Source organism: Rhizobium sp. LARHSG275 (assembly GCF_052871115.1).
On sequence record NZ_JBIXJN010000002.1, the window covers coordinates 307,923 to 329,490 of the forward strand.

The following is a 21,568-nucleotide window of genomic DNA, read 5'->3' on the forward strand; positions in this document are numbered from 1 at the left end:
GGGCGTCCGTGCCACGTATCGTGATCCCACAGGGCCGCTCGGGCACTGAAGTCGAAATGTGGCGCGAGCGTATCCTCGATGTGGCGGAAGAGCATTTTCGCCGCATCGGTTACCAGAAGACATCTGTCGCAGATATCGCATCTTGCCTCGGGATGAGCAGTGCCAACATCTACCGGTTCTTCCCGTCGAGGGCAGCGATCAACAAGTCGATCTGCGGCCGGTTCATCGAGAAAGCTGCTCGGTTGGCGGATGCAGTCGCCCGGCAAGAGGCGCCGGCTCACGAGAAGCTCGAAAGTCTTTTCAAGCTGCTCCATGAGGAGAGAAGAAAGAACTTCGTTGAAGAGAAGCCGGTCCATGACTTGATCGTCGCTGCAACGGTGGAGAGCTGGCCAGTTATTAGCGCCCATAGCGCTCGTCTTGTGGCGATCATCGAAAATATTATCGAAGAAGGGGCAGACGCCGGCAATTTTAATGTCATCGATGCAGCCCTAGCTGCCCGAAGTGCGATGAATGCGTTCGTGCCTTTTTACCACCCGGTCCTCGTCGAGGAGCGGGTTCGAAACGCCGGGAATGCTGAAGAGGGCCTTGGTGAACAGATCTCGTTTATCCTGCAAGCACTTTGGTGGGAATGACGAAAGTCGCTACTCGCGCGACCAACAAAGGCGACCTACATGCGCAGCATCGCACGAGGAATACGTCGCTCAGGCGATGTGCCTGGTGGCACTGCACACCTCGTTTGAAGCAATCGCCAATGGCGAACGCATCACCTTGAATACACCTGCGCCACTAGCGATATCGAGTGACCTGCCACTGCGAATTTCCTCCAGAATGGATTAGAGTCCGGCCCATTAAAGGACGGACGAATGAAGAAGCAGAGATTTACGGAAGAGCAGATTATTGCAGTGCTGAAGGAGCAGGAGGCAGGCGCAAAGGCCGCTGATCTTTGCCGCAAGCACGGGATTTCAGAGGCGACGTTTTATAATTGGAAAGCCAAATATGGTGGCATGGAAGTCTCCGAGGCGAAGCGGCTGAAGGCGCTTGAGGACGAGAATGCCAGGCTGAAGAAGCTGCTGGCCGAGCAGATGCTGGATGCAGCCGCACTCCGCGAGCTTCTTGCAAAAAAATGGTAGGGCCTGCCGCCCAGCGTGACGCTGCCACGCATCTGAAGGCCGTCATGGGTCTTTCGGAGCGGCGGGCCTGCCAGATTATATCCGCCGACCGCAAGACGATCCGTTACCGGTCAAGCCGGCCGCCGGAGGTTGAGCTGCGAGCAAAGCTGCGCGACCTCGCCAATGAGCGGCGTCGCTTCGGCTATCGTCGGCTGTTCGTCCTGCTTTGGCGGGACGGAGAGCCGTCCGGGGTCAATCGCATCTACCGGCTCTATCGCGAGGAAGGTCTTTCCGTTCGCAAGCGGAAAGCCAGGCGGCGTGCGGTCGGCACGCGTGCGCCGATCCTGGTTGAAGCGAAGGCCAATGCTCGCTGGTCGCTGGACTTCGTGCATGATCAGTTTGCCTGCGGTAGACGCTTCCGGGTGCTCAACATTGTCGATGATGTGACGCGCGAATGCCTGGCGGCAATTCCCGACACGTCGATCTCCGGTCGCCGTGTTGCTCGGGAACTGACGACGCTGATCGAACGACGCGGCAAGCCTGATATGATCGTCTCCGACAACGGCACCGAATTCACCTCGAATGCCATTCTTGCCTGGTCGAAGGATCACAAGGTCGAATGGCACTATATTGCGCCGGGGAAGCCAACGCAGAACGGCTATGTCGAGAGTTTCAACGGTCGGATGCGCGACGAGTTGCTCAACGAGAGCCTCTTCTTCGGCCTCGATCATGCCCGCAGCGCCATTGCTGAATGGGCTGAGGATTACAACCATTTCCGGCCGCACTCATCGCTCGGATACAAAACCCCGGCAGACTATGCCGGGACCATCGCCGCAACCGGCTCCAACGCTGCGCAAGGTGAAAGCTTCGCGTTTCCGCCGGTTGCTCACACCGCGCCATTTGGCGTATTCAAAACTGCCGGGGCTCTAACCGCCGCTGGATGAAAGATCAGTGGCAGGTCACTCCTGGTACGGCCAAGCGCCGTCGGATGCCATGAATATCGACCACTTGAAGCCTCGTTCCAGCGTGCTGCCGCCTTCCAGCCTCACGCCGCTAAGGTTATCGGCGTTCAGCCATCATAATGGCCCGAAAGTGCTGCCTCCGCAGATTTGACAACCACGGCGATATTCACGCCCTTCGTCAAGGTTGTCCCGGTCGCGCGAAGATCGGTCACCACTTTCAGGCCGCCTGATTTGGGCTCCGGGAGCGGCACGACGGTGCCGTTGTCCAGATCAGCGATCCAGAGTTCGTCTCGGCCGTCAACACTAATAATAACAACTGTAGCCATGGTTTTCCCTCCAACGATTGATGTTTAAAATCCAGCTTTCTTCAGGCCTTCACGATAAAGATCTTTATGCCACTGCTCTTTACTTGGAACAGCAGACAACCACTTGTCCACATCGAAGGCCGGGTTGCCTTCGCGAAACCTCCTGACGAAGACCCGCGCTTTGTCCTGACGGCCCAGCATAGCCCAGCTTGCGGCAGATAGCCTATCCGCGAGACTCGGATCGGCCATCTGCCCGATGTAATCCAGGGACTCTTCAAAAGCTCCGAGGGCGTAGTTCGCTCCCGCGGCGGTCCAAAAATAAGTGTCGGGAGCAAGCGGGTTCAGCTCGATTGCCCGCTCGATCTTTCGCAAGGCCATCGCGGGGAGCGAACAATGAACCAAGGTGTCTGCATAGTCGGCAATCACGTCGGCGTAGTGTGGAGCAAGGCTCTCGGCCACTTCCATTGCCTCGGCGCTTTCGTCAAATGCCCCCTGTAACAGTTTGGCGACCCCGAACTCGCGATATCCATCGGCGAAGTCCGGACGCGTCTCGGTGGCCTGCTTTGCCAAAATCTCCGCCGATTGCAAAAGATCGGCATCACCCCTGGCCGTCAACAACCATTCCTTCGAGTAGGTCCGGGCCATCGAACTCAGCGCCGGCGCGAAATCGGGGCTGACGCTGAGTGCGGCTTTCATTTCCTTGCGCGCACGCCGCAGATTCGGAAGCGTCAATCGCGCCAGGTGCCGCCTGCCGACAAGATATCGATGGTAAGCGATCGGGTTCAGATCTTCGCGCAACGTCTCATGGCGCTCGATTTCACTGGACACCGAGAGAGCGATCCGTCGGGCGACAGTTCTCCGATCTTTGACGAGATCCATATGATCAAGGCTGAATCTTTCCGCCCAAACTATTTGATTTTGGTCGAAAAAGATCAGTTGGGCGAACAGGGTGACGTCATCGTCCGTGTTGCTGATCCGGGTATCGAGAATATAATTGACGCGATGCCGTTCAAAGAAGGCTTTCTGCGTCTCCATGTGGTGGCCGATTTGAACCGCCGAATAGGGGGCTATGACCTCCAGGCTGTTGAAGGCGCAAAATCCGATTGTGATATCTTCCACCAAAGATGCGGCTAAAAAACCCGCTTGGGGTCGCGCGGATTGGTTCTTGGGCGGAAGCAGCACCAGGCGGGGAATTGCAATCCGGATATCTTCGGGCTCAACGGGAAGAGCGGCCTCGAGTTTCGGCTTTGCAGGCGCTGATGTCGGACGGAGGGATTTTGCGTCATCGTCATCGGATCTGGCGCGCGCGGCGATTCCTCGCAAAATCGAATTCCGCCGCTGTTCAAAATGGTTCCGAAGGGACGCAACTTCCTCTTCCGCCTGGAATATCTGTATGAGCATTTGCAGTGTATCGGGATCCTTCGGCTCCGTCCGAAAGAGGATAACTGCAGCCTTCCTCAGGAGTTCGGATTCCTTCTGCGACTGCGGCAGTCGGGACGCCGTTCTCAATGTATTACCGAGAAGCTCGATATGGCAAATTTCTCGCTCGGCGAGCCACCGTTGAAACTGACGGCTATGACTGTGAACCGGCCCCAGAAAAGGCTGGTTCATGAGCTTCACGAGATGCTTAAGCCGGGAGAACGGTTCAACCTCTTCCTCTGTCCCGGATAGCAGAATGTCGGAAGACAGAGACTCCCGGTCGAGGGTGACCATGTTGCCCTGGGATGAAAGGATATTTATCCCGAGTTCAATTTGACGGGCCTTCATTCTCGAAATCAACTTACGCAAAGTCGCAAGCGTATCGTCCCTATCGGCGTCGCCCCACAGAAAGCTCACTAATGTTGTTCGATCCGCCGAACCTTGGTCGGTGGTGAGCAAATAGGCGAGAAGCAGCAGGCCCTTCTCCGGAAACGCGACCCCATTCCCGTCCTCGTCAACGAGCTGCAACCTACCGAAGGTCTTCAGAACAAGCGCCATTTTGCCCTTCAAGTCATCACATCTCTGCGTCTGCACGAAAGCGCAGTGTGTGTATTGCGCCAGCAGAAGTCGCACTCGCGGCGGACTTTTTCCCAATGCGCCATGAAATTCAATAGTACCTGGAAAACGTATGCTACGTTTTCCAAGTTAACGGCAGAAACGAATTTCGCAATCGGCTTGGCCAAATTATCTTTAAAGAGAATTCCATATAAGATGATGATTATAGATGCACTCACTGGCACCGCGATGGCTGGAAAACGCGAATCGGAGGGCTCCTGCGCTGGGCCCCTGGATTGCCCAATGGCGGGTCAAAGCGACAGCCTGAGCCGAGGGACTTTCTTGCCTGCTACGGCTTTCGCCGCCGCGGTCAAAAGATGATCTCCGCATTAGAGTCGGCACGATAGGTCCCATTTGCTCAAACGCCGAAGTGCAACAGGATAAAAGGCGTCGCAGGGCGGCGGCAAGTGAAGGATCTATAATCAGTTAGGCAGTCGTCCCGCTGCTTCGGGAGGCTCTCGGAATAGATTGAGGCCGATGGCGATCAACTGTTGGCGAGCATGGCCTTGGATGTCGTCTACGAGCGTCGATGCAGATAGCGCGATGGTTTATGAAATCGACTATGACACAGGAACCAAATTCCGCTGCGCTCCGTTTTCTCCTCATCAACAGACGGGAGAAATCGACCATGGATTGGAATCGTGTCGAAGGAAACTGGAAGCAGGCGAAGGGCAAGATCAAGGAGCAGTGGGGCAAACTCACTGACGATGATCTCGACCAGATCGCGGGCAAGCGCGAGCAGCTGGAAGGCAAGATCCAGGAGCGGTATGGCCTCCAAAAGGATCGTGTCAGACGCGACATCGATGACTGGACCAGTCGCCAGACTTGGTAGTGCCTGAACAAAAACCCGGTGAAAGCCGGGTTTTTGCTGTGGAAGGAGCTAGTGCCGTCAAGGGTTGTCGGATGTCATGAATATCCGCCAAAAGCCAGAAGAAGTGCGCCGATCGCGATTATGGCCAGCGCTGGCCAGTTTTGCGACACGCCGAGGAATCTGAGGCCCTGGCGTCGTGGTTCCAGCGTGGTGCCGCCTTGCGGCATTTGATGCGGATTACTCGGTCTTCGACCAAGCGCCGACGTAAAGAGAAAAAGAAGTCCGCCGATGATGAGTGCGGCTCCGGTCAGGATTGCCCACATGATGGCCTCCGCTAGCGATGAGCATATTGGTTAAACCAGATCCGGACCTGATCGTTCCGTGAGTGGCTACTCACCTGAACAACCTCCACCTCGGAACCAACAGCGCCCGCATTGAATTTGACCGTTGAGTAATCCTGGAGATCCCCAATGGACGAGACACCAAAGACGGCAATCCGTAGCATGATGTTGTACGTAGCCGCGCTCCTCCTTTTGGGGGTGCTGGCGGGGGCCGTGTACACAATCTATGGCCATCCCGCTGATCCGTCTGAGCGACCAGCGGCCGATACGATTCCGCAAAAAGCTCCGGCTCCGCAGTAAGATACGTCGTTCCGCAATTGATTGATCCCCTTCGAGAGGAACGACCCCGGGTGGGCGCCTGCCAGATCCGGCGCCCACCCGGTCAGGTCGTATTGAAAAGCTCAAGCTCCACAGCAAGAGACCTGCAAGTGGCAAAGAACATGGCTTTAGAGAGCAAGCCAGGAATCCTGTCGCAAGTCCTTCCAACCAGTATGAGGTTTATAATTATAGGTAGAACAACCTGCGACAGAGAAAATCGCCAGCTGCGCAGGACCGATGAGATCGGGGTGGTGCAGTGAGACGAGGTCTCATTAGACCCTGAGAGATCGCATTGGAACAATTGAAATAAGGGAGTCTGCGGATGAGGGAACATGCAGTCGTGGTATCAGGGGCAGGGCCGACGGGCCTGATGCTGGCAGGCGAGCTTGCCTTGGCAGGCGTCGACGTCGCCATTGTCGAGCGCCGACCCAACCAGGAGCTTGCCGGTACGCGTGCCGGCGGTCTGAGTGCGCGCACGCTCGAGGTTCTCGATCAGCGTGGCGTTGTCGACCGGTTCCTTGCGGAAGGGCAGATAGCCCAGGTCACGGGGTTCGCGGTCACACGTCTGGACATCAGCGATTTTCCGACCCGGCACAATTACGGGCTGGCGTTGAGGCAGAAGCATATCGAGCGCATTCTGGCCGGCTGGGTCGGCGAGCTCGAGGTGCCGATCCATCGCGGCCTTGAGGTAACGGGTTTTGCGCAGCACGACACCAGCGTCACCATTGAGCTATCCAATGGCGCTTCGCTCAAGGCACGCTATCTCGTCGGCTGCGATGGCGGCCGCAGTCTGGTTCGCAAGGCTGCAGGCATTGCGTTTGAAGGATGGGATCCGACGATCAGCAACATTCTCGCCGAAGTGGAGATGGAAGAGGAGCCGCCATTGGGCATCCATCGCACGGCCCTTGGCATTTATGCCTTTGGCAGGGAGGAGTATGAAATCCACGACCGCAAGATCGTCTTTGCCAAGGAAGGTCCGGTCGGCGTGATGGTGCCGGAGAAGAATGCCGGCGCCAGGACCGAGCCGACCCTCGGGGATCTCAGGGACGCACTTATCGCCGCCTTCGGAACGGATTACGGACTCCATCGCGTCAACTGGATTTCCAGGTTCACCGACATGTCCAGGCAGGCAACGGCCTACCGCAAGGGCCGGGTACTCCTCGCCGGCGATGCCGCCCATGTGCATTCTCCAGTCGGCGGACAAGGCCTGAATACCGGTGTGCAGGATGCCGTCAATCTCGGTTGGAAGTTGGCCCAGGTGGTAAAAGGCACGTCGCCCGAAGCCTTGCTCGACACCTATCACGCCGAGCGGCATCCGGTTGCGGCCCGCGTGTTGCGCATGACGATGGCGCAGGTCGCGTTGCAGCGGACCGACGATCGCACCGAAGCCTTGCGAGACATCGTGACGGAGCTGCTTGGCATGGAGGAACCGCGCAAACGGATCGCGGCCGAAATGTCGGGACTTGGTATCCATTACGACCTCGGTGAGGGGCATCCGCTGCTCGGCCGCCGCATGCCTGACCTTGACCTCACCACACCTGATGGTCCTCTGCGTCTCTCTACGCTGCTCCAAGATGCGCGGCCTGTGTTCTTGAACCTCGACGCGCCCGGCAGCTTCGACATCGCGCCGTGGTCTGACCGCATCACGCTGGTCGACGCCGGATATGACGGTGCATGGGAGCTGCCTGCGCTGGGTGCGGTCTCCGCGCCCACCGCAGTGTTGATCCGGCCCGATGGATATGTGGCGTGGGCGGGTAACGGGATGCAGGATGGTTTGCAAGAGGCTGTGAATAGCTGGTTCGGACCACCCTGCTAAAGGCCGAGAAGCTCCGACCTAGGCGGCGAGCGAGATCGAACCGCAATCCGATATCGTCGCGGGATCCGGCATCGGTTTGCCGCGACGTTCCCACGTCCGGCGGCTGATGCCGAAAGCCTCCCAGGGGCGCGCTGCACTCAAAGAATGGGCGAGATAATCGGCTCTGGAACGCGCGCCGACGGCACGGCGCTGCTCCTCTTTCCGGCTTCGGTCTCGCTGCCGCCGCTTTTCCTTTTGCAATTTTTCTCGCTTCCGCTTCGGCACATCGAAGGCACCGATGGTGCGGATATCGAGGGCACTTCGTTCCGCGTAGCTTAGGTACAGAGCATGACCGAGAGCGTCGGCCGACAAGTCAGAAAAGCGCACCTTTGTCCGCTCGTAGATGACTTCCTCCATGTCGGCTTTCCCAGCCCATGGCAGCCATCGCGCCGCCCAGCCGAGCACGACGTCGACGAACTCTTCCTTGAATTCGACAAGGGCGAGGCTGGCGATCACCTCGACATAGATCAATGCGTCGTCGGCCTCGGGCACAATGTCTCCGTGACGATGCCTGATCAGTTTTTCGATCTCGCGCATCCGGCCGCGGAAATGGTTCCAACGGCTGGCCCGCATGCGGCGCTGGACGGCCTTGTAACCCAGCAGACAGTTGCCGATCTTGATGACCGCAACATTCCGCGCCAAGCCCTCCGGCCGATCCGCTTCTGCAGCCCGCTTCTCCGATTGCGCCACTTCATCTGCACCAAAAAGACGATCCATCGATTTTCCCATGCACTGGCTTGAGAGGCCGAAACGACTGATTGTAAAGGAAGACCGAGGGGGTGATCATCCACTTTTCGCGCTGTTCACACGTCATTCTGAGGATAGTCGAGGACATGGCGGTCGATCCCGAATCGACCCGATGTTGCTCGGAAAATGGCAAACGCGATAGCAAAGCACGACTGTGTGGCGGCGATCGGCATTGCTTTGCCGACAGCCTGTTCCACGCTTATGATGCCGGGCATCCGCGGACTGCTCATCGGACTATACGGAACGGAGAAAGAGATGCGTAATTGGCTGGGCCCGCTTGCGGCAGGTGCTCTTGTCTTGCAACCGCTCACCGTCTCACAGGCGCAAGCAGCGAATGCGCTGGAGCGGGCGATCGCAGACGCGCAACCTTGCAGGTCGCTCAAGGCGAAGGTCTCGAGTTTTGGGATTACCGTGCAGGTCGGCGTCGACAAGCTCGATTCCGTGAAGATCGAAAACCTCCAGGTGTCGGTGAATGGCGACGCCGCGCAGGCCAGTGCCCGAGGCACGCTGGCCTGCAAGACATCGGACGAAGCTATCGTCAAAGGCGGGTTCTCGGCGACCGCGGAAGTCCATCTGCAGGTCGACCTTGCGACTTGCAAGACCGCCGAGAGTTCGATCGAGATCGTGCAGACTGGCGGTCGCTTCGGCGATGTTGTCAATGGACTCCAGACCGAGATTTCCGAGGCGCTGCGGCGAAGCCTCGAGAAGAACCTCGCGAAGCTTTGCGAGAGGTGATTGACGGCTTTGACGCCGCTCAAGGCTTCCGCGGTTTGAGGCGCTCCCACTCCCTATCGATCATCGGCGCGGAGGAATTCGCCCTCCATCCGATCGCCAGGAAGGGAAGGCGCGGTTCAGTCGCCACATTCCATCAGCACGTCTGCAATCAGCGGAATCCGAAGAAACTCAAAATCGCGAGCACGATAACGACAGCGCCGACGAGCCAAATCAAATTGTTCATGGGAAACCGTTCTCCTGTTTGAGATCGGGCCAACTGTGGCCCGATCACATAACGGTGAAGCAGGTTAGGAGTTCCCGAACGGCCCATTGCTGTCGCGTGCCGCCCCTGGTGCAAAACCAATTTCGGTTCTAAATCTTTCAATAGCTGCACGAGCGAGCATTGCCGGGTCTGAACCCATCCGCGCATGCCGGGTTTACCGATGTATTCCGCTGGTATTGATAATCCTGGTGATCCTGCCTTGCAGGCGACGTACAGGAAGACGTGATCGCGGATACGCCGATCAGCACTCCCGCTACCAACGTAAAAAATTGGTTCATCTGAACGTCTCCTCGCAAGGTTGTCATGGTGGCAATCTACCATGCCAACACGAGCCTATGCGAAAACTTCTGGGGCGCTAGACGCACGCTCAGCTGAGCCGAAACATTCGTATGATTGATCAACCAATCTCAAATCGTGATGCGTCGAACCTCAGCCGATGATCAACTTCGCTTCAGTCTAGTCTGATCGGGCTATTCTGCCGTTATGGAAGTAGTTGCATGGCCGTTAATAGTCAGGCGAATTTGATTTTGACTTGAATAAATCGGGGTTCTTCAGTAGAATTACGCCATAAAATAGTAATATAAATGGGAGGATACTATGTCGTCAACTCGGTTTGATCCGATTCTGCTGCATCGTCAACATTTCATCGATGAGGTCACGTGCCTCGATGAAATCTTCGATGTTCTGGAGGAGTGGCCGGAGGACAAACGGGGTTTGGCATATGAAACGCTGTTGAAGGCGTGCAGAGATACCGCCAACGGGCGTTTCCCGCTGAGCGCTGCACGCGAGAATTTCCGTCGGTTCCTCAAGATGTCGGGCGTGCTGGCGAAGGTCGAGGGTGGCCCCAAATTCGAGCGGCTGATGAACGAGCATATGGGCAATGCTTAGCAAGACAGGCTTTTGACGAGGCTATCCGATAGCAGACGAGAACGCGCCGCCACTTTGCGGTGCGTTCTCGTCTCAACGTCTGCTGGCCTGAAGTGGTCGCAAACTCCAGATTCGCTCTTCGCCTTCAGCTCTTTGTTTTCACGCATGTCGCTGTCCCAAAATCGCGGCACAGTTTTGCGCCCTATGCTTTGATGATCGCCTATTTCTTCGCCACCAAGCGCGCGGCGCGGCAAGCCCTGCCAAGAGGCAGATGCCTGTTCGGGTGTTGGATCTCGACAAATCTTAGCCAAGGCCGGCGCTGGCCCAATCGCATCGGAAGACCAGCATGGGCTTCGAAAACCCCTTGAACCGTCGGCGCGCTACGTGAGCGAAGAGATCGGCGGCGCCGTATTCGCGAAAAATGTTCTCCGAGACGAGGATCTGGTCGCTGGAGGCTGCCGCACAGAGACGCGCGGCAAGTTGCACGGTCGAGCCGAAGAGGTCGTTGCTGTCCTCGACCGGTTCGCCGCAGTCCAGTCCAATGCGGATGTGGATCGGTTCGGTGTTACCGCCGTTGTAACGCTTGAATTCCCGCTGGATCGCCATTGCGCATTCGACGGCTGCTGTTGTCGCGGCGAAGGCCGCCATGATGCCGTCGCCGGTGTGTTTCACTTCGCGGCCCGAATTCTGGCTGAGGCATCGGCGCACGATGGCATCATGGGCTCTGACCATTTCGGTCGCAATCCGGTCGCCGAGGCGCGATGTCATCGCTGTCGATCCGACGATGTCGGTAAAGAGGATTGCTCGGTGGCCGGGATCGACGTCGCTGGACGACTGACCGGGTGCCGGCTCAGGATCGTGAATTCGGCCGAGAAAAGCCTCGACCGCCGACAAGGCAACCTCGACGATCTCGGCGGCGACGAAGCCGTGCGCTTCGCGATGCACACATTGCGCGGTTTCGGCATCCGGTGCATCCACGAGGCAAAAGGCGGTCCCGCGCCGCTGATCGAACCAGTAGGTCAGGAATTTGACGCCGTACTTGTCCTGGATATCGAGATCCATGCGATGCGCCCTGGCAACGTCGGCGGCTGACGTTCCTTCAAGAAAGTGCCGGTCCATGAAGATAGGCATCGCGCGCTCCTCCCAGATCCGCCGCGTGCAGGATAATGGCATTGTACGACCCGGATGAAACTCCGTCCACCTCTGGGACAATCCATGAATGATTATAGGGGTTTTTGCTTCCGGCAATGCATATGAGTTGCTGTAATCCTTGTAGAGTATAAAAGGAAAGACTGAGTTTTAATCAGCAGGCCTGGGAGGGGAAGCCCGATATTTACCATAATCAGTCGCTTAATGACTGATCGCAGGATCCCAGTTCAGGCTCCATGTTCTCAAAAGCAGCGGCTGCAGGGGATCTGGAGCGGACGAAAGGAACACCTACACTGCGAGCATCGCTGACCAAGATCAAATCCCGTGAAGCCACCCTTCGGCTGGTGACGCGGCCTACCAACGGCACGCAACTTGCATCGTACCCATGAGCTCCACTGAAATTGGGAAAAGCTGTAGCAAAGTGAGACAGACGGCACATTTTCGACCGGTTGGCTTGGCCTCAATGGGGATCGGCCATTATGCCGTTATTAACTCTGTGTGGGACGCCGCGCGCACGCTGCTGCGCGACTGGCCGGTAGACGATGGTGAAGAGTATTTCGAGGCCGTCAAGTCGTGCCTGGATGCGATCATCGGCGATCTCCCACCGGAACACGTGCGGGCGGCCTTCATCAGGGCAGCACAGGAGGCCGGCATCGCCGTCATAGAAGCGGCCGACTGAGTATCTGGCTCGCCTCGACCCCAGCCTCCGCCTGGCCACACCCATCCTCAAAGCCATATCATCCCAACGCTTGACTTTTCCTGCCGAAGTTCTAACGTAGAACAAAACAGGAACATTGGAGATGATCATGACGCATACGGAACAGGTGATCGCCAACGCCCTCGCGCTCGTCGAAGCGTCCCGCGCAGCCCGCGAGCGGGATCAACAGCGGCGCGCCGCCTGGCAGAGAAAGGTCGAACTCAGCCGGCCGCTGCCGCCATTGCCGCGCCCTGTGCAATTGCCGTTGGCGCTGAACTGATGCAGCCGGCAAAAGTCTTGGAACCCCATCGGCCTCGACCCGAACAAACTGGACCTGATCAAACCTGGCCCGATCAAGCCTGGCCAGATCAAGCTTGGGAAGTCGAAGCCGTGCTTGCCTGGCATGACGACAATGCCAAGGCGGCGATACGCTCGCTGCTCGATGACTGCAAACATCTCCGCCAGCAATTGGCGCTGGCGGAAAGCGTGATGAGCCGCGGGATGGCCCGCGGATGGGCGCCGCGATACGAGCGGGATGCCCTCTAAAGATCCGTGTGCCCCGTTTATAGCGCGGCACCTCTAACGCTCCTCATCCTTATACGTTGCCCATCGGGCGGAGCCTCGAAGGATCTGCCGCAACGCTTTCGAGCGGACGCGTCGGCTGGCCGGCGACAGCTTTGAGCGGCGCATCGGGCGCACGCAAGCAGGCCGGCGTTCCGCTCCGGCTTTTCCAGCGCGAGGGAGGAATTGGGATAGCCGATATCGAGTTGATGCACATCACGGCCGCGCCCGCATATCGCCGCGCTTCATGGCGTCGAGGAGATTGGTCGCCAGACCGAGCACGGCGGCGGCGCTCTTCCTCATAGCTGTCGAGCAGCGCGTCAGGGGCGCTGGCAGCAACCGCCGCCAGTTTCCATCCGAGATTATGGGCGTCCTGAACGCTGGTATTCAGGCCCTGTCCGCCGACCGCCGCGTGCGCGAGGCGGTCATCAGCCCGAAGGGCAAGGCAATGACCGATCGCATCGATATCGCCCGCGAGCGGATGGGCGAGGGCGAACCGCAGGCGGATTAGCCTCTGAATCACTCCGGAATGTGGCCTTTGAATTCACCGGAGCCATTGCGCCGGCGCGTCGGCGATGATCTTGTAGCGTCCTGCAATCGCAACGTTTTCCGGTGATTCCCAATGTTCGATATTCTGTGGCGCGGCCTGGTGATCGGCGCCGGCGCAACCATCCTGATGGACCTCTGGGCGATCCTGCTCACCCAGTTCGGCCAGGCGGCGCCCAACTGGGCGCCTGTGGGACGCTGGTTCTGGCACCTTAGCCGCGGCAAGGTCTTTCACGAGAGCATTGCCGACGCCGAGCCCTATGGCAGTGAACTGGCTCTCGGCTGGATCGGCCACTACGCCGTCGGCATCCTCTATGGGGTGATCTTCGCCATCATCATGGGCTCGGCCTGGCTGGCGGCCCCGACATTTCTACCCGCCTGGATCTTCGGCATCATCACCGTCGGGGCAGGGTGGTTCCTCCTGCAGCCCGGCCTCGGCATCGGCTGGGCCGCTTCCAAACATCCGACCCCGAACAAGGTCCGGTGCTTCAATCTGCTGGCTCATATGGTGTTTGCATTGGGGCTTTACGGCACGGCGTTGATCATCGGCTGAGATCAGCCAAAACCCCTCCCCACAAGGGGGAGGGGCTAAGATGCCGCACCCGCTTTCTAGATCTGCGACGTTTCAAGAAGAACGAGGTGGGCGCTCCGGGTTAGCCCCTCCCCCTTGTGGGGAGTTGGGGAGGGGCCTTTCTTGGATGCCTACAAACCGGACAGCCTCACCGCGCCGCCCAGTTGGCGCCGCGGCGGAAGATGGTCTTCATCTGGGGAACGTCGAATTCTTTGGCCTGATGGCCGAGCGAGGAATAGAAGACGCGGCCCTTGCCGTATTTCCGCTTCCAGACGACGGGCATGACGACGCCGTCGATCCAGTAGGCGTGTTCGCCGGTGAATTTCGTCGTCGCCAGAACCTCGTTTGAGGGGTCGACATGCATGTAATATTGCTCTGACGTATAGGGGAAATCGGCAATGCCCTCCATGAGGGGATCGTCGGACCGGGTGATGTTGACGGTATAGTCGATGATGTTGCCGGGGTGAGCCACCCACTGGCCGCCGATGATGAACTGGTAGTCGACGGAGTCGCGGAAGGCATCGCCCGCGCCGCCGTGATAGCCGGCGATACCGACGCCGCTTTCGATCGCCGTGGCGAGATTCTTGACCTCCTCCTTCTCGATCTTCGACATCGTCATGATCGGCACGACGAGGCTGAGATCATGGACGGAAGGGTCGGCAAGCGCCTCGGTGCCGTGTTCGAGATAGACCTTGAAACCGTCTTCCTCGAGCATGGTCTTGATGATTTCGGCGCACTCCTGCGGCTCATGCCCGCTCCAGCCGCCCCAGACGATCAGTGCTTCACGCATAGTCTTTCCTCCTGAAACTTATTTCGCCAGCCGTCCGTCGACGATGGATTGGGACAGCGGGGCAGGGCGCTCCGTCGCCGTGGTGATCGCGACCGTTCGGCCGGTCGCGGCGGCGATGTGGAAGGCTTCCATGACTTCGAGCACATGCAGCGCCAGGTCGCCATTGGCGCGGTGCGGCCGGTTGGAGCGGATCGCATGCGCCATGTCGGCGACGCCGAGCGAGCGATAATTGCCGTCGGCATAGGGCGTGGTGACCGGTTGGTCCTCGAACGGCCCACCCTTCTTCAGATATTCCACCGGGCCGGCGAACTTGTTGGGATCGGGCACAACAAGCGTGCCTTCGGTGCCGTAGACCTCAAGCGGCACATGCTTGTGGCCGGCGACATCGAAGCTCATGGCGATCTGCACGACGGCGCCGTTCTCAAAACGCATCATGCCGGCGACATGGGTCGGCACATGGACGGGAATGCGCTCGCCATTGCGCGGTTCGCTGGTGATCAGCCGTTCGGCGCGCGGCGTCGTCGCAAAACCCGCAACTTGCGAAACCGGTCCGAGAAGATTGACGAGATCGGTGATGTAATAGGGACCCATGTCGAGCATCGGCCCGCCGCCGACTTCGTAATAGAAGTCCGGGTTCGGATGCCAGCGCTCATGGCCCGGGCACATGAAGCTCGCAGAGCCGCCGACCGGCTGGCCGATGACGCCCTGGTCGATCAGCGCGCGGGCCGTCTGGTGGCCACCGCCGAGAAAGGTGTCGGGGGCAGCACCAATGCGCAGATTCCTCGCCTTGGCGGCATCCGCCAATTTTTTCCCTTCCGCGAAATTAATCCCGAGCGGCTTTTCCGAATAGGTATGTTTGCCGGCCTCGAGCGCCTGCAGCGCGACCGCGACATGGGCTTTCGGGATCGTCAGATTGACGATGATCTCGACCTTCGGATCGGCGAAAAGCTCTTCGATCGATCGGGCCGGAACGTTGAATTCCTTAGCCTTCGCCTCGGCCAGCTCCCGATTGAGATCGGCAACGCCGCGAATATCGAGAATGGGAAAGGATGCCATCGCCGTGAGATAGGCGCCTGAAATATTGCCGCATCCGATGATGCCGATACCGACTCTCTCCATGAATTCCTCCATTGATTGTGATTGTGGCGCCCGTCAGAGCGCCGGCCCGGTCGTGCTCCAGGGCGATTCGTAAAGCTCGTAGAGCGCCACGGCAGCCGCGCCCTGCGCCCAGAAATCATCGCTCGAATCGTCGAAGACGAGTTCGCTCACCCCCTTCAGCGACGGCGGAATGGCGAGCGCATAGGCATCGCGCAGGCTGTTCAGAAAGGGTTCGCCAAGCGCCAGGCTCGAGCCCACAAGGATGACGCGGGGCGGCGCAAACAGCGTGACGATGTTGGCGATGGTCAATCCCACCGCTTCGCCGGCGCGGATGGCGGCGCTGATCAGCCGGTCGTCATCGGCCTTGATCAGCGCCTGCGCATGGTTCATGCCGCGGCCGAGCCGGATCGCTTCGGCAAAACGCCCGTCGGCTGGTTGTTCGCCGAGGATGGCGCTTTCGCCGGCCTGGCTGAAAAGCCGGATGACGCCGTTCGGCCCCATGCCGAGCACGAGGTCGCCGAGATTGTGGCTGAGGCCGCCGGCGCCGCGAAACAGGCTGTTGCCGTGCAGCACTCCGAGCCCCAACGTTTGTTCGAGCGAAATCAATACCATATCCTCGAGATCACGCGCCTTTCCGAACCAGTGATGGCCAAGCGTGATGGCATGCGCATCACTTTCGACGATGGTCGGCGTTGCCAGCCGCGTCGACATCTCGGCGGCGAAATCGACGTTGGTGTCGCGAAAGATCGGGCTGCTTCTGATATAGCCGGTGCGGTGCTCGATGACGCCGGGAAAGCCGAGGCAGACGCTGTCGACATCCTCCAGCGACAGCCCGGCATCGACGACGCAACGCCTGACGCCGTCCTCGACGAGATCGGCGATGACGCCGATTGGCTGCCGGTCGATGCGGATCGGCAGGGAAAGCTTCGACAGCACGTCGCCGCGGAAATTGGTGACGACGAAGACCATCCGGTTGGCGGCGATCTTGCCCCCCACCACGCGGGCGGCATCCGGATTGAGCTCCAGCGCCACGCGCGGCCTGCCGCGCACCGCCTCGTTGCGGATGTCGCCTTCATGGCGCGGCAGGATCAGCCCGTCGTCGAGCAGCGAGGCGGTGATCGCCGAAACGGTTGTGGTGGAGAGTTCGGTACGCTCGCTGATCTCTATCCGCGAGATCGGACCATGGCGCCGGATGGTATCGAGCACGTTCAAGCGATTGATCGCGCGCATCAATTCTGGATCTGCGGTCTTCATAAAAACTAGCCGGCATCGTTTGTTGGGCGGAACCCAATATTTTTAACGGGTTACGAAATAAATAGCAGGCAATCCCGTGGGCCTGTCAAGCGTATTTGGTAAAAATAGCAGCGATTGGGTTGACATCCGGGCAAAGCTCCGTTGAATTAATCCGCATAGGGGAAAAATTGTGAGGATAGACCCCTGGGAGGAAAATCAATGAATTTTATGCTGAAGAACGCCGCTTTCGGCGGCAGGCGCATTGTATCCATGGCTGCGGCAGCCGGCCTGTTGTTGGCGGGAGCGGGCGCCGCCTCGGCGACGACAGTGGTGAAATGGCTGCATCTCGAGCTCGACCCGAAAAACGTCGCGGCCTGGGAAGACATCGTCAAGAAATACGAAGCCCAGCATCCCGACGTCGACATCCAGATGCAGTTCCTCGAAAACGAGGCCTTCAAGGCCAAGCTTCCGACATTGCTCCAGTCCGACGACGTGCCGGATTTCTTTTTCAGCTGGGGCGGCGGCGTGTTGAAGCAGCAGTCCGAAACCGGCGCGCTCCAGGATGTGACGGCAGCGCTTGATGGCGATGGCGGCAAGCTGCGCAGCGCCTATACCCCGGCTTCGGTCGATGGCCTGACTTTCGACGGCAAGACCTGGGCCATTCCCTACAAGGTCGGTCTCGTCAGCTTCTTCTACAACAAGACGCTGTTTGCCAAGGCGGGCGTCAAAGCCGAAGACATCAAGACGTGGAGCGATTTTCTCGCCACGGTTCAGAAGATCAAGGCGGCCGGCATCGTGCCGATCGCCGGCGGCGGTGGTGAGAAATGGCCTATCCATTTCTACTGGAGCTATCTCGTCATGCGCGAGGGCGGCCAGAAGGTGTTCGAAGCGGCCAAGAACGGCGAGGGCGAAGGTTTCCTTGATCCCGCTATCATCAAGGCCGGCGACGACCTCGCCGAACTCGGCAAGCTCGAGCCGTTCCAGCCCGGCTATCTCGGTGCGACCTGGCCGCAGACGCTCGGCGTTTTCGGCGACGGCAAGGCTGCGATGATCCTCGGCTTTGAAGCGACCGAGGCCAACCAGCGCAAGAATGCCGGCGACGGCAAGGGGCTTTCATCAGACAATATCGGCCGTTTCGTCTTCCCGACGGTCGAAGGCGGCGCCGGCAAACCGACCGATACGCTTGGCGGCCTGAACGGCTGGGCCGTCACCAAGAAGGCCTCCAAGGAAGCGCTCGATTTCCTCGCCTTCCTCACCAATGCGGAAAACGAGCGGGCGATGGCCAAGGCCGGCATGTTGCTTCCCGTTGCCGTCGGCGCCGATGACGGCGTCGTCAATCCGCTGCTGGCCGAATCGGCCAAACAGCTTGCCGGTTCGACCTGGCATCAGAACTTCTTCGACCAGGATCTCGGCGCGGCCGTCGGCCGTGTCGTCAACGACGTCTCCGTGGAAATCGTCTCCGGCCAGATGAATTCCAAGGACGGTGCCCAGATGATCCAGGACGCTTTCGAGCTGGAACAATAACCAGCGCCCGCAGAGCCTTCCCGGCGCTCTCGATCAAGTGGAGCGCCGGCATTGCTGCCGACGAACGAAAGCAGGACCCATGGCCAATATTTCAGTACCCTCGGTGACATCGGCCGCGAGGCCGGCAAGACGGGCCGCAAACCGGAAAAGCTCGGTCGCCCATGACCGGCTGACGGTGCTGCTCATCTTTCTGCCGCCGGCGCTGCTGCTCTTCACGCTCTTCGTCATAATGCCGATGGGCGAGGCGGCCTGGTATAGCCTCTACAAGTGGAACGGCTATGGCACGCCGACCGAGTTCATCGCGCTGCGTAATTTCCAAGTTCTGTTCCGCAATGCGGCCTTCACCCAGGCGCTGGTCAATAACGGCCTGATCATCGTGATCTCGATCTGCATCCAGGTGCCGCTCGCCATCTGGCTGGCGACCATGCTGGCGCACCGCATTCCGGGTGTCGTCGGTTACCGCCTGATCTTCTTCCTGCCCTATGTGCTGGCGGACGTTGCCGCGGGCCTCATCTGGCGCTTTGTCTATGATGGCGACTATGGCCTGTTTGCCGCCGTTTCCAACTTCTTCGGCTTCGCCAACCCTTACGTGCTCGCCGACAAGGACGTGGCGATCTATGCCGTGCTTGGCGTTATCGTCTGGAAATATTTCGGTTTCCACATGATGCTGTTCATCGCCGGCCTGCAATCCGTCGACAAGAGCGTGCTGGAGGCCGCCGAAATCGACGGCGCCACCGGCTGGCAGAAATTCCGTTACGTGACGCTGCCGCTGCTCGGCTCGACCTTGCGTCTTTCCATATTCTTTGCCGTCGTCGGCTCGCTGCAACTCTTCGACATGATCATGCCGCTGACCGGCGGCGGGCCGTCCAACTCCACCCAGACGATGGTCACCTTCCTCTACACCTATGGTGTCATGCGCATGCAGGTCGGCCTCGGCAGCGCCGTCGGCGTCGTGCTCTTCATCATCTGCGTGACGCTCGCCTTCGGTTACAAAAGGATATTCATGCGCCATGACTGATATGAGCTCTTCCATCCGCATGAGCACGTCAACGCGCGTCTATCTCTACGTGTCGCTGAGCCTGATTGCCGCGATCGTGCTCGTACCGCTGCTGACGACCGCACTCGGTGGCTTCAAGACGCTGGGCGACCTGCGCACCAATCCCTTCGGCCTGCCGACGGAGTGGCAATGGGCGAACTACACAGATATTCTCTTCGGTGAACGCTACTGGCTGCAGATCGGCAATTCGCTGGTGATCGCGTCGCTCACCGTCCTCCTGACGCTGATCGTCTCGTCGATGGCGGCTTTCGCCTTTGCCCATGTCCGCTTTTTCGGATCGTCCTTCCTACTGAATTATTTCCTGCTCGGCCTGATGTTTCCGGCGGCGACCGCGATCCTGCCGCTGTTCATTCGCATCCGCGATCTCGGCCTGCTCGATACCTATTGGGGCGTGGTGCTGCCGCAGGTGGCTTTCGGTCTCGGCATGAGCATCCTGCTGTTTCGAAACTATTTCCGCAATCTTCCGGAAGAATTGTTTCAGGCGGCCTTCGTCGACGGCTGCGGTTATCTCCGCTTCTTCTGGCATATCTCGCTGCCGCTCTCCCGCCCGATCGTCGCCACCGTCAGCATCATTTCCTTCGTCGGCAGCTGGAACAGCTACATCCTGCCGCTGATCATGCTGAACTCGGAATCGAAATATCCCTGGCCGCTCGGCATCATGGTCTATCGCGGCGAGTACGGCACGGAATGGCAGCTGGTGCTGGCCTTCATCACGCTGACCATCCTTCCCACCATCATCGTCTTTTTCGTCGCCCAGAGACACATCATCGCCGGTCTGACCGCCGGCGCCGTGAAGTCCTGAGCCGAACCGTTGGAGTGCAATCATGGCATCCGTTGAACTCACGGATATCAGCAAGACCTATGGCGCCATCGACGTTATTCACGGCATCTCGCTTCATATTGAGGATGGCGAATTCGTCGCCCTCGTCGGGCCGTCCGGTTGCGGAAAATCGACACTGCTCAGAATGATCGCCGGCCTTGAGGAGATCACCGATGGTGAGATCGCCATCGGCGGCAAGGTCGTCAACGCCATGACGCCGCGCGAACGCAACATCGCCATGGTCTTCCAATCCTACGCGCTCTATCCGCACATGACGGTTGCTGAAAACATGGGCTTCAATCTGAAGCTCGCCGGCGTTGCCAAACCGCAGATCGAAGCCCGGGTGGCCGAAGCCGCCCGCATGCTGGATCTCGGCAATCTGCTCGACCGCAAGCCGGCCCAGCTTTCCGGCGGCCAGCGCCAGCGCGTCGCCATGGGCCGTGCCGTCGTGCGCAATCCCGCCGTCTTCCTGTTCGACGAGCCGCTGTCCAACCTCGATGCGAAACTCCGCGTGCAGATGCGCTCGGAGATCAAGACGCTGCACCAGAAGGTCAGGACGACCTCGATCTATGTCACCCACGACCAGATCGAAGCGATGACGCTTGCCGACCGCATCGTCGTGCTCAATCAGGGCAGGGTGGAGCAGCAGGGGACGCCGCTCGAACTCTACAGGAAACCCGCCAATCTCTTCGTCGCCGCCTTCATCGGATCGCCGGCGATGAACATGCTCGAAGGCACGGTCGACGGCGAAAATGGTGAGCCTGCTGCTCGTCTTAGCGACGGCACGGCAATCCGCATCGCGCCGGACCGTAAGGTCAAGGCCGGCCAGTCCATCACCATCGGCCTGCGCCCCGAACATCTCATTCCAGGTGTCGCCGCCGGCACGCCGCTCGCCGGCCGGACGATGCTGGTGGAACCGACGGGCGCCCAGACCCATGTCGTCTTCGATCTCGCCGGACAGCAGGTGACCGCCATCGTCGACGGCGAATACCCCGCCCGTTACGGCGCCGTTTTCGAGGCAAGCATCACCAGCGATCAGGTGCACGTGTTTGACCGAGGCACCGGCGTGGCGCTGTAGGCGCCACTTGTCCCACGGCTGTCCGATTTACGTCGACGAGCGGGAACGGGAAGGGTAGGCACATCCTCTTCTCCCCTGCTCAAAAGACCGAAACGGAC

The 21,568-nt window shown here is 59.3% G+C and carries 22 protein-coding genes and 2 pseudogenes; 15 read left to right on the forward strand and 9 right to left on the reverse strand.

The genetic code is table 11. The features are described 5' to 3' along the window. Window positions 1-8: 8 nt before the first annotated feature. Window positions 9-632: a TetR/AcrR family transcriptional regulator gene (locus ACIPSK_RS03455; protein WP_311202880.1), complete on the forward strand. Its 624-nt coding sequence runs from the start codon at window positions 9-11 to the stop codon at window positions 630-632. A gap of 231 nt (window positions 633-863) precedes the next feature. Then, a protein-coding gene (locus ACIPSK_RS03460; RefSeq protein ID WP_162118665.1) for an IS3 family transposase occupies window positions 864-2,053 on the forward strand; the annotation gives its coding sequence in 2 pieces (ribosomal slippage) (window positions 864-1,116 and window positions 1,116-2,053; 1,191 coding nt in all). Between the two features lie 125 nt (window positions 2,054-2,178). Here ACIPSK_RS03460 and ACIPSK_RS03465 read toward each other — a convergent pair. After that, complete coding sequence (locus ACIPSK_RS03465) at window positions 2,179-2,397, reverse strand: hypothetical protein (protein ID WP_017964206.1); 219 nt, start codon at window positions 2,395-2,397, stop codon at window positions 2,179-2,181. Window positions 2,398-2,421: 24 nt separating this feature from the next. Next, window positions 2,422-4,353, reverse strand: a complete 1,932-nt coding sequence (locus ACIPSK_RS03470; protein WP_162118664.1) for a hypothetical protein — start codon at window positions 4,351-4,353, stop codon at window positions 2,422-2,424. Window positions 4,354-5,038: 685 nt separating this feature from the next. Here ACIPSK_RS03470 and ACIPSK_RS03475 point away from each other — a divergent pair. Further along, window positions 5,039-5,242, forward strand: coding sequence for a CsbD family protein (locus ACIPSK_RS03475; RefSeq protein WP_026154138.1), 204 nt, complete (start codon window positions 5,039-5,041; stop codon window positions 5,240-5,242). 74 nt (window positions 5,243-5,316) lie between these two features. On the opposite strand, the gene ACIPSK_RS03480 is transcribed toward ACIPSK_RS03475, so the two are convergent. After that, window positions 5,317-5,544 carry a hypothetical protein gene (locus ACIPSK_RS03480; protein ID WP_017964209.1) on the reverse strand — a complete coding sequence of 76 codons (228 nt, stop codon included), beginning with the start codon at window positions 5,542-5,544 and terminating at the stop codon, window positions 5,317-5,319. Between the two features lie 658 nt (window positions 5,545-6,202). Here ACIPSK_RS03480 and ACIPSK_RS03485 point away from each other — a divergent pair. Next, entirely contained in the window at window positions 6,203-7,696 is a 1,494-nt protein-coding gene (locus ACIPSK_RS03485; RefSeq protein WP_162118663.1) for an FAD-dependent monooxygenase, read from the forward strand. Window positions 7,697-7,714: 18 nt separating this feature from the next. On the opposite strand, the gene ACIPSK_RS03490 is transcribed toward ACIPSK_RS03485, so the two are convergent. After that, on the reverse strand, window positions 7,715-8,452 hold the full coding sequence (locus tag ACIPSK_RS03490) for a hypothetical protein (RefSeq protein ID WP_162118662.1): 738 nt from the start codon (window positions 8,450-8,452) through the stop codon (window positions 7,715-7,717). Between the two features lie 285 nt (window positions 8,453-8,737). Between ACIPSK_RS03490 and ACIPSK_RS03495 the strand changes: the two genes are divergently transcribed. Both ACIPSK_RS03495 and ACIPSK_RS03500 read left to right on the forward strand, forming a co-directional pair. After that, entirely contained in the window at window positions 8,738-9,217 is a 480-nt protein-coding gene (locus tag ACIPSK_RS03495) for a hypothetical protein (protein WP_168724934.1), read from the forward strand. Window positions 9,218-10,076: 859 nt separating this feature from the next. Beyond that, a complete protein-coding gene (locus ACIPSK_RS03500; protein WP_017964215.1) occupies window positions 10,077-10,367 on the forward strand; it encodes a DUF982 domain-containing protein in 291 nt (96 codons plus the stop codon). A 282-nt stretch (window positions 10,368-10,649) separates the two neighbouring features. Here the strand turns inward: ACIPSK_RS03500 and ACIPSK_RS03505 are convergent, their stop codons facing one another. Further along, entirely contained in the window at window positions 10,650-11,477 is an 828-nt protein-coding gene (locus ACIPSK_RS03505; protein ID WP_162118661.1) for a nickel-binding protein, read from the reverse strand. A 439-nt stretch (window positions 11,478-11,916) separates the two neighbouring features. On the opposite strand from ACIPSK_RS03505, the gene ACIPSK_RS03510 reads away from it, so the two are divergent. From ACIPSK_RS03510 to ACIPSK_RS03520, 3 genes are all read left to right on the forward strand, one after another. Then, window positions 11,917-12,174: a DUF982 domain-containing protein gene (locus ACIPSK_RS03510; RefSeq protein ID WP_017964218.1), complete on the forward strand. Its 258-nt coding sequence runs from the start codon at window positions 11,917-11,919 to the stop codon at window positions 12,172-12,174. Window positions 12,175-12,301: 127 nt separating this feature from the next. Continuing rightward, complete coding sequence (locus tag ACIPSK_RS03515) at window positions 12,302-12,472, forward strand: hypothetical protein (RefSeq protein ID WP_162039352.1); 171 nt, start codon at window positions 12,302-12,304, stop codon at window positions 12,470-12,472. Beyond that, window positions 12,472-12,738 carry a hypothetical protein gene (locus ACIPSK_RS03520; protein WP_017964219.1) on the forward strand — a complete coding sequence of 89 codons (267 nt, stop codon included), beginning with the start codon at window positions 12,472-12,474 and terminating at the stop codon, window positions 12,736-12,738. Before ACIPSK_RS03515 ends, ACIPSK_RS03520 begins: the two co-directional genes overlap by 1 nt. Before the next feature lie 97 nt (window positions 12,739-12,835). Here ACIPSK_RS03520 and ACIPSK_RS03525 read toward each other — a convergent pair. Beyond that, window positions 12,836-13,162 (reverse strand): annotated as a pseudogene (locus ACIPSK_RS03525) (FAD-dependent monooxygenase); the annotation flags it as partial. Between ACIPSK_RS03525 and ACIPSK_RS03530 the strand changes: the two are divergent. Both ACIPSK_RS03530 and ACIPSK_RS03535 read left to right on the forward strand, forming a co-directional pair. Further along, a pseudogene (locus ACIPSK_RS03530) lies at window positions 13,151-13,240 on the forward strand (MarR family transcriptional regulator); the annotation flags it as partial. The pseudogenes ACIPSK_RS03525 and ACIPSK_RS03530 overlap by 12 nt on opposite strands. Before the next feature lie 135 nt (window positions 13,241-13,375). Further along, complete coding sequence (locus ACIPSK_RS03535) at window positions 13,376-13,852, forward strand: DUF2938 domain-containing protein (RefSeq protein ID WP_162118660.1); 477 nt, start codon at window positions 13,376-13,378, stop codon at window positions 13,850-13,852. A gap of 166 nt (window positions 13,853-14,018) precedes the next feature. Here ACIPSK_RS03535 and ACIPSK_RS03540 read toward each other — a convergent pair whose 3' ends face one another. Genes ACIPSK_RS03540 through ACIPSK_RS03550 form a run of 3 tightly spaced genes read right to left on the reverse strand, consistent with a single transcriptional unit; the run spans window position 14,019 to window position 17,012 of the window. Then, complete coding sequence (locus ACIPSK_RS03540; RefSeq protein WP_162118659.1) at window positions 14,019-14,660, reverse strand: ThuA domain-containing protein; 642 nt, start codon at window positions 14,658-14,660, stop codon at window positions 14,019-14,021. 18 nt (window positions 14,661-14,678) lie between these two features. After that, window positions 14,679-15,779, reverse strand: a complete 1,101-nt coding sequence (locus ACIPSK_RS03545) for a Gfo/Idh/MocA family protein (protein ID WP_162118658.1) — start codon at window positions 15,777-15,779, stop codon at window positions 14,679-14,681. 33 nt (window positions 15,780-15,812) lie between these two features. After that, entirely contained in the window at window positions 15,813-17,012 is a 1,200-nt protein-coding gene (locus tag ACIPSK_RS03550) for an ROK family transcriptional regulator (RefSeq protein WP_162118657.1), read from the reverse strand. Between the two features lie 198 nt (window positions 17,013-17,210). On the opposite strand from ACIPSK_RS03550, the gene ACIPSK_RS03555 reads away from it, so the two are divergent. The 4 genes from ACIPSK_RS03555 to ACIPSK_RS03570 all read left to right on the forward strand — a co-directional run bounded on the left by ACIPSK_RS03555 (window position 17,211) and on the right by ACIPSK_RS03570 (window position 21,470). Further along, window positions 17,211-18,515: an ABC transporter substrate-binding protein gene (locus ACIPSK_RS03555; RefSeq protein WP_162118656.1), complete on the forward strand. Its 1,305-nt coding sequence runs from the start codon at window positions 17,211-17,213 to the stop codon at window positions 18,513-18,515. A gap of 79 nt (window positions 18,516-18,594) precedes the next feature. Then, the gene (locus ACIPSK_RS03560) at window positions 18,595-19,533 is read left to right on the forward strand and encodes a carbohydrate ABC transporter permease (RefSeq protein WP_162118655.1); all 939 of its coding nucleotides are present in this window, start codon (window positions 18,595-18,597) and stop codon (window positions 19,531-19,533) included. After that, entirely contained in the window at window positions 19,526-20,374 is an 849-nt protein-coding gene (locus ACIPSK_RS03565) for a carbohydrate ABC transporter permease (protein WP_003539503.1), read from the forward strand. Before ACIPSK_RS03560 ends, ACIPSK_RS03565 begins: the two co-directional genes overlap by 8 nt. A gap of 22 nt (window positions 20,375-20,396) precedes the next feature. Beyond that, window positions 20,397-21,470, forward strand: a complete 1,074-nt coding sequence (locus ACIPSK_RS03570; RefSeq protein WP_162118654.1) for an ABC transporter ATP-binding protein — start codon at window positions 20,397-20,399, stop codon at window positions 21,468-21,470. The last annotated feature ends 98 nt before the right edge of the window (window positions 21,471-21,568 follow it).

Bases quoted from the DNA above. Each gene is read 5' to 3' on its own strand.
- ACIPSK_RS03465 (WP_017964206.1), bottom strand. From the start codon at position 2,397: ATGGCTACAGTTGTTATTATTAGTGTTGACGGCCGAGACGAACTCTGG.
- ACIPSK_RS03470 (WP_162118664.1), bottom strand. From the start codon at position 4,353: ATGGCGCTTGTTCTGAAGACCTTCGGTAGGTTGCAGCTCGTTGACGAG.
- ACIPSK_RS03475 (WP_026154138.1), top strand. From the start codon at position 5,039: ATGGATTGGAATCGTGTCGAAGGAAACTGGAAGCAGGCGAAGGGCAAG.
- ACIPSK_RS03480 (WP_017964209.1), bottom strand. From the start codon at position 5,544: ATGTGGGCAATCCTGACCGGAGCCGCACTCATCATCGGCGGACTTCTT.
- ACIPSK_RS03485 (WP_162118663.1), top strand. From the start codon at position 6,203: ATGAGGGAACATGCAGTCGTGGTATCAGGGGCAGGGCCGACGGGCCTG.
- ACIPSK_RS03490 (WP_162118662.1), bottom strand. From the start codon at position 8,452: ATGGATCGTCTTTTTGGTGCAGATGAAGTGGCGCAATCGGAGAAGCGG.
- ACIPSK_RS03495 (WP_168724934.1), top strand. From the start codon at position 8,738: ATGCGTAATTGGCTGGGCCCGCTTGCGGCAGGTGCTCTTGTCTTGCAA.
- ACIPSK_RS03500 (WP_017964215.1), top strand. From the start codon at position 10,077: ATGTCGTCAACTCGGTTTGATCCGATTCTGCTGCATCGTCAACATTTC.
- ACIPSK_RS03505 (WP_162118661.1), bottom strand. From the start codon at position 11,477: ATGCCTATCTTCATGGACCGGCACTTTCTTGAAGGAACGTCAGCCGCC.
- ACIPSK_RS03515 (WP_162039352.1), top strand. From the start codon at position 12,302: ATGACGCATACGGAACAGGTGATCGCCAACGCCCTCGCGCTCGTCGAA.
- ACIPSK_RS03520 (WP_017964219.1), top strand. From the start codon at position 12,472: ATGCAGCCGGCAAAAGTCTTGGAACCCCATCGGCCTCGACCCGAACAA.
- ACIPSK_RS03535 (WP_162118660.1), top strand. From the start codon at position 13,376: ATGTTCGATATTCTGTGGCGCGGCCTGGTGATCGGCGCCGGCGCAACC.
- ACIPSK_RS03540 (WP_162118659.1), bottom strand. From the start codon at position 14,660: ATGCGTGAAGCACTGATCGTCTGGGGCGGCTGGAGCGGGCATGAGCCG.
- ACIPSK_RS03545 (WP_162118658.1), bottom strand. From the start codon at position 15,779: ATGGAGAGAGTCGGTATCGGCATCATCGGATGCGGCAATATTTCAGGC.
- ACIPSK_RS03550 (WP_162118657.1), bottom strand. From the start codon at position 17,012: ATGAAGACCGCAGATCCAGAATTGATGCGCGCGATCAATCGCTTGAAC.
- ACIPSK_RS03555 (WP_162118656.1), top strand. From the start codon at position 17,211: ATGAATTTTATGCTGAAGAACGCCGCTTTCGGCGGCAGGCGCATTGTA.
- ACIPSK_RS03560 (WP_162118655.1), top strand. From the start codon at position 18,595: ATGGCCAATATTTCAGTACCCTCGGTGACATCGGCCGCGAGGCCGGCA.
- ACIPSK_RS03565 (WP_003539503.1), top strand. From the start codon at position 19,526: ATGACTGATATGAGCTCTTCCATCCGCATGAGCACGTCAACGCGCGTC.
- ACIPSK_RS03570 (WP_162118654.1), top strand. From the start codon at position 20,397: ATGGCATCCGTTGAACTCACGGATATCAGCAAGACCTATGGCGCCATC.